This is a genomic window from Micromonospora inaquosa, from assembly GCF_003857055.1.
Classification (GTDB): Bacteria; Actinomycetota; Actinomycetes; order Mycobacteriales; family Micromonosporaceae; genus Micromonospora; species Micromonospora inaquosa.
Genome location: NZ_QGSZ01000212.1, coordinates 1 through 6164, shown reverse-complemented (window position 1 = coordinate 6164; position 6164 = coordinate 1). Strand labels below are relative to the sequence as shown.

6 protein-coding genes are annotated in these 6164 nt (G+C 71.9%); 3 read left to right on the top strand and 3 right to left on the bottom strand.

What is annotated here, in order from left to right:
- The coding region (locus tag DLJ59_RS15980; protein WP_148096951.1) for a C39 family peptidase at nt 1–1237 on the top strand (1237 nt) is incomplete at its 5' end.
- A gap of 69 nt (nt 1238–1306) precedes the next feature.
- Here DLJ59_RS15980 and DLJ59_RS15975 read toward each other — a convergent pair.
- The 3 genes from DLJ59_RS15975 to mqnE all read right to left on the bottom strand — a co-directional run bounded on the left by DLJ59_RS15975 (nt 1307) and on the right by mqnE (nt 3298).
- On the bottom strand, nt 1307–1594 hold the full coding sequence (locus DLJ59_RS15975; protein ID WP_124773433.1) for a DUF4229 domain-containing protein: 288 nt from the start codon (nt 1592–1594) through the stop codon (nt 1307–1309).
- 73 nt (nt 1595–1667) lie between these two features.
- Nucleotides 1668–2105: a hypothetical protein gene (locus DLJ59_RS15970; RefSeq protein WP_124773432.1), complete on the bottom strand. Its 438-nt coding sequence runs from the start codon at nt 2103–2105 to the stop codon at nt 1668–1670.
- Nucleotides 2106–2128: 23 nt separating this feature from the next.
- Entirely contained in the window at nt 2129–3298 is a 1170-nt protein-coding gene (gene mqnE / locus DLJ59_RS15965; protein WP_030334058.1) for an aminofutalosine synthase MqnE, read from the bottom strand.
- Between the two features lie 239 nt (nt 3299–3537).
- Here mqnE and DLJ59_RS15960 point away from each other — a divergent pair, with 239 nt between their 5' ends.
- On the top strand, nt 3538–5145 hold the full coding sequence (locus DLJ59_RS15960; RefSeq protein WP_124773431.1) for a C40 family peptidase: 1608 nt from the start codon (nt 3538–3540) through the stop codon (nt 5143–5145).
- 114 nt (nt 5146–5259) lie between these two features.
- The coding region (locus tag DLJ59_RS36625; RefSeq protein ID WP_425271428.1) for a hypothetical protein at nt 5260–6164 on the top strand (905 nt) is incomplete at its 3' end.

The following is a 6164-nucleotide window of genomic DNA, read 5'->3' as shown; positions in this document are numbered from 1 at the left end:
CGCCCACGACGAGCAGATCACCTACCAGGACTGGTCCGGCCCCGCCGACTGGCACCGCGGCAGCCAGGCCGGCACCCGCGTCCTGCCCGGCGCCCGCGCGGGCGTCACCCTGGCCCGCCCGGCCGGCACCATCGAGTACGCGGACCCGCACACCGGCGCGACCCGCACCTGGGAGTACGGCACCTGGACCTCGCCGGTGACCCGGATCGGGTTCGACGCCACCGAACTGATCGCCTCCTGGAACGCGGAGACCCCCGCCGGCACCTGGATCCAGGTGGAGATGCAGGGCAACTACACCAGCGGCGACCAGACCCCGTGGTACGTCCTGGGCCGCTGGGCGTCCGGCGACACCGACATCAAGCGGACCAGCGTCAACCGGCAGGGCGACCCCTGGTCGACGATCTGGACCGACACCTTCAGCATCGACGACGCCACCGTCGGGGTGCTGCTCCGCTCGTACCAGCTCAAACTGACCCTCTACCGCGCGCCCGGGCAGAGCGCCGCGCCGGTGGTCCGGATGCTGGGTGCGATGAGCTCCACCGTGCCGGACCGGTTCACCGTGCCGCCGAGCGCCGGGCACATCGCCTGGGGCCGGGAGCTGCCGGTGCCGCGCTACTCGCAGAACGTGCACAGCGGGCACTACCCCGAGTACGACGGCGGCGGCGAGGCGTGGTGTTCACCCACGTCGACGGAGATGGTTGTCGAGTACTGGGGCCGCAAGCCCTCGGAGGCCGACACCTCGTGGGTCGACCCGACCTACCCCGACCCCACCGTCAACCACGCCGCGCGGATGACCTACGACTACGCGTACGACGGCGCGGGCAACTGGCCGTTCAACACCGCGTACGCGGCCAGCTTCCCGGGGCTGGAGGGCCGGGTGACCCGGCTGCACTCGCTCGACGAGCTGGAGCGTTTCATCGCCGCCGGCATCCCCGTCGTGACCAGTCAGTCCTTCCTCGCCAGTGAGCTGGACGGGGCGAACTACGGCACCTCCGGGCACCTCTTCGTGGTGGTCGGCTTCACCGCCGACGGCGACGTGATCGTCAACGACCCGGCCTCGTCCAGCAACGACGTGGTGCGCAACGTCTACAAGCGGGCGCAGTTCGAGCAGATCTGGCTGCGGACCAAGCGCACCAACGCCAGTGGCGGCGTCTCCGGCGGCTCCGGCGGCATCGCCTACCTGATCAAGCCAATCTCAAAGCCCTGGCCCAAGGTCCCAGGCTCCACCAACTGGTAACCCCCCTTCAGCCGGGTGATCAAGAGGTTTGCGTCACGGAACGGGCTCCCGGTGACGCAAACCTCTTGATCAACGCGAGGGCTGGTCGGTGGGGGGCTGGTCGGTGGGGGGCTGGTCTTCGCCGGCCAGGGCGGAGCGGAGACGTTCCTTCTCCACCTTGCGGCGTTCGGCTGCTTCGGCGATCTCCGCGGCCATCTCGTCCCGCCAGCCGCGCAGCAGGAAGAAGGAGAGCGCGGCGGAGAAAACCAACGCCAGCATCAGCTTCAGGAACACGTTCATGTCGATCAGCCAGAGACCCGCCAGCACGGCGACGAACAGCCCGATCCGGCCCAGCGTGTACTTGAGCGCGGCGCTCACCCGCACCACTCCGTTCTCTCCGTCGCCCGCCACTGCCGGCGGAAGGTTCGAGCCGCCCGGCGGGCGGTCGTGGTCAGCCGGTCCGGCGGGCCAGCCAGCGGACGCCCCGGAACCAGAGGACCGCGTACGCCACGGTGAACGCCCCCGCCGCCAACGCGCCGGAGAGCAGCGGCGGCAACCCCGAGCCCAGACCGGCGATCAGCAGCCCCACGAACACCCCGACGGCAGCCGCGACCACCGCAGCCACCACCCGGGCCGCCCCGAACTCCCAGGCCCGGAAGTCGTCCCAGAACAACCAGGCCGGCAGGATCACCGCCAGCCAACCATTGGTGTGCCCGAACTCGCCGGAACCGATCGAGGCGAACGCCCACTCGAACAGCACCAACGCGAGCACGCCGATGACCAGGCCGGCCAGGCACACCCCGAGCAGATCGCCCAGGGTACGGATGCGCCCCTCGGCGTCCCGGCGGGGAAAGCCACTCTGCTGCTCAGGTCCTCGTTGCTCGGTCATCGACTGCGAGGGTACGTGGCGGCTCAGGCCCAGACCTGCTGCGGCTCGGCGCGCCGCTCGGCCAGCGACGGCGCCTTGTCGTACTCCCGGACCACGTTGTAGCGGGTGTCCCGCTCGACCGGCTGGAACCCGGCGTCCCAGATCAGGTGCAGCAGGTCGTCGCGGTGCATGGTGTTCGGGGTGCCGTACGAGTCGGCGTCGTGAGTGATCTTGTATTCGACGACGGAGCCGTCCAGGTCGTCCACGCCGAAGTTCAACGAGAGCTGAGCCACCGACAGCCCGTGCATCACCCAGAAGTTCTTCAGGTGCGGCACGTTGTCGAAGAGCAGCCGGGAGACGGCGAACGTCTTCAGCGACTCGGCCGGCGAAGCCATCGTGGTGCGGGCCTGGATCCGGTTACGGATCTTGCCGTCCGCCGAGTCGACGAAGTCGTGCTGGTAGCGCAGCGGGATGAAGACCGCGAAGCCACCGGTCTCGTCCTGCAACTCACGCAGCCGCAGCACGTGGTCGACGCGGTGCCGGGGCTCCTCGATGTGGCCGTACAGCATCGTCGCCGGGGTCTTCATGCCCTTGCTGTGCGCCAGCGCGTGAATACGCGACCAGTCTTCCCAGTGGCAGGCGTGGTCGACGATGTGCTGCCGGACCTCCCAGTCGAAGATCTCCGCGCCACCACCGGTCAGCGACTCCAGGCCAGCGTCCATCAGCTCGTCGAGAATCTCGTCGGCGCTCAGACCGCTGATCTTCTCGAACCACTGCACCTCGGTCGCCGTGAAGCACTTGAGCTTGACGGTCGGCAGCGCCGCCTTCAGCTCGCGCAGCACCTTCGGGTAGTAACGCCAGGGCAGCGTGGGGTGCAGACCGTTGACGATGTGCAGCTCGGTGAGCTGCTCGTCCTCCATCTCCTTGGCCTTGCGGACCGCCTCGTCGATGCGCATCGTGTACGCGTCCTTCTCGCCCGGCTTGCGCTGGAACGAGCAGTACGCACAGGACGCCGAACAGACGTTGGTCAGGTTGAGGTGCCGGTTGACGTTGAACATCACCCGGTCGCCGTTCAGCTCGGTGCGCTTGTGGTGCGCCAACCGCCCCAGCCAGGTCAGGTCGTCGCTCTCGTAGAGGGCGACCCCATCCTCACGGGTCAGCCGCTCACCGGCGTACACCTTCGCTTCGAGCTCACGCTTGAGTCCGGCGTCCATGGCACGTCCCTTCCACCTGCGGTCCGGATCGAGCGTACGTCGCGGCCCCGACGGGCCCGGCGGCACGGTCGACGGCAGCGACCCACTTCACCAGACTCTCAGCCTCCCGTAACCCGCCAACGCATCGACATGAGTGGCGAGGTGCGGTAGTAACAAGGTGGGGCGGAACACACACACTGGTACCGTCCCGGCGGTCGCGCCCACCGAGCGCGGCGACGAGCAGTTGGACGGGGAGCGGCATGGTCTACAGCGGGCGCGGGCGACGGCAGCGACGACGGAGCCCGGTGATCTCGCCGGTGCTGCGTCCGAAGCTCTGGGCCGCCCTGCTCGGCGCGATCGCCGCGGCCGTGCTGGCCACCCCCGCGTACGCGGAGCCCGGCGTGCCGACCACGGTGCCGGACACCGGCTCACGCCCGGCGGTCACCGGCTCGCTTCAGCTGCCCGGCGGCGCACCGGTCGCCGGCGTGCCCGCCCCGCCGGTGGTCAACATCGGCACGGGCCCGCTGGCCACCGCGATCGCCGCGGGCGAGGTCCAGGTCGGCACGCTCGGCGAGGCGTTACTGCTGAGCCGGCAGAAACGCGTCGACGCCCAGGCGCAGCTCGACGCGGCCGGCAAGGCGCTGGCGACCGCACAGGACGCCCTGCTCCGGGCCCAGCAGACCGCCGACACCGCCGCCGCCGAGGCCATCAAGGCGGCTGCCGCACTGCCGCCGGGCGAACTCGCCCAGGACATCCGCGGGCTGAGCCGCCTGCAGGCGATCACCCGTGGCGAGAAGGTCGACGGCGGCACCACCGGGGTGGCCGGGGAGCTGTCCCGGGCCCGCGCCGCTGAGCAGGCCGCGTACCAGAAGCACAGCGAGGCCAAGGACCTGCTCGCCGCCGCCGAGGTGGAGTTCACCACTGGTGAGACGGCGCTCCGCGCCGCCGAGGCGAGCCTGCTCAAGCTGCGCCGGGACAACGCCGCCGCGCTGATCGAGATCGAGCGCCAGCAGGAAGCCGCCGAGCAGCAGGTCGGCGCCGGCTACGTCTCCAACCAGAGCATCAGCGGCATGGCCGCGCACCCCCGGGCCCTGGCCGCGGTCCGGTACGCGCTCGCCCAGCTCGGCGACCCGTACAAGTGGTCCGAGGAGGGGCCGGACGAGTTCGACTGCTCCGGCCTGATGTGGGCGGCGTACCGATCCCCGGGCGCCCGCTACTTCGACCTGCCCCGGGTCTCCCGCGACCAGTACGCCGCCACCAGGGGTCGTACCGTTCCGCAGAGCGCGCTGCTCCCCGGCGACCTGCTCTTCTTCGCCTCGGGCAGCAGCTGGACGACGATCCACCACGTCGGCATGTACATCGGCAACGGCAAGATGGTGCAGGCGCCCACCACCGGCGACGTCGTCAAGATCTCGGTCGTCCGCTGGTCCCGGCTGTACGCGGCCACCCGGGTGATCGGCGCGGTGCCGGCACCGGTCGTGACCAGTCCGACCACGCCCGTCTCGCCCGCGAAGCCGACGCCCACCCCGAAGCCCACCAAGACCACCACCCCGACGCCAAAGCCGACGAAGACCACCACCCCGACGACGACGCCGACCACGAAGCCGACCACCACGCCGACGACGACGCCGACGCCGACGACCACCCCGACCGGCGGTGCCACGACGAAGCCGCCGACCACCCCGACGACCACCCCGACCGGCGGCACCACGACGAAGCCGCCGACCACTCCGACGACCCTGCCCCCGGCACCGCCCAGCGCGCCGAACAGCGTGCCTCCGACGACGACGCCGACGACGACGCCGAAGGCCAGCGCGAGCGCGACAGGCGGTGCCAGCTCGACCACCAGCGCCAGCACCGCGGGCTGATCCGCCACGACCCGCTCCGGCTGTCCGCTTGGGGAGATCTGTGGCACCGTGACATCCAGGCACATCCGACTCGACGTCACGGGTCCGGGTGCGAGCATGGCGCGGAGGGCGGAAATGGCCGAGCAGAGAGATCCGGCGGAGACTGTCGACCCCCTGGTCGACCAGGCCGGCCGACCAGGGCCGGACACCGCCGACCCGGTGGCCGCCAACGCCACCAGCGCGGCAGCGACCAGCCCGGCTGACACCAGCCCGGCCGACACCAGCCCGGCCGACGGCGACGCCAGCCCGACCGACGGCGACGCCAGCCCGACCGACGGCGACGCCAGCCCGGCCGACGCCAGCCCGACCGACGGCGACGCCAGCCCGACCGACGCCGGCTCCGCCGACAGCGACGCTGGCCCGACCGACAGCGACGCTGGCCGCCCGGTCGTCGCGAACGCCTCGACCGACGCCGATGACGACGTGCCCGCCGATGTCGACGACGTACCCGCCAGCACCGACGCCGCTCCCGACGGCAAGGACGCCGCCGCGGACATCGTCGGGTCCGACGCCGGGGCCGCGGTCGACGCGCGCCCGGAGCAGATCTCCACGCCGGTACGCGCCCGCGCCAGCGTGGTGACCGCCAAGGCTCTCCGCGGCGACCTGCCGGCCAGCGCTCCGGTCACCGCGACCACCTACCGGGCGGCCGGCTCGGCCAGCCCAGCCGACACGTCGTTGCCGGGGCAGCGGAGCGGCTCCCCCCGGTCGGCCCGGGCCAGCGCCACGGTTCCGAGCGGCAGCCGGGGCACGGCCGGCACCCTGGGCAGCCCGGACCTTCGGGAGAGCTCACCCGCCGTCTACCGATCCGCGCCGGTGGGTACCGAGCCGGCCCAACCCTCGACGCCGTCGACTCCGGAGCCGGAGCCCACACCACCCGGCCCCGGGCCGACGCAGCCGCCGCCACCGGAACCGGAACCCGCGCCGGCCCCTGGTCCGTACCCGCCCGGCCCGGCGCCGACGCCGGAACCCCGACCCACGCC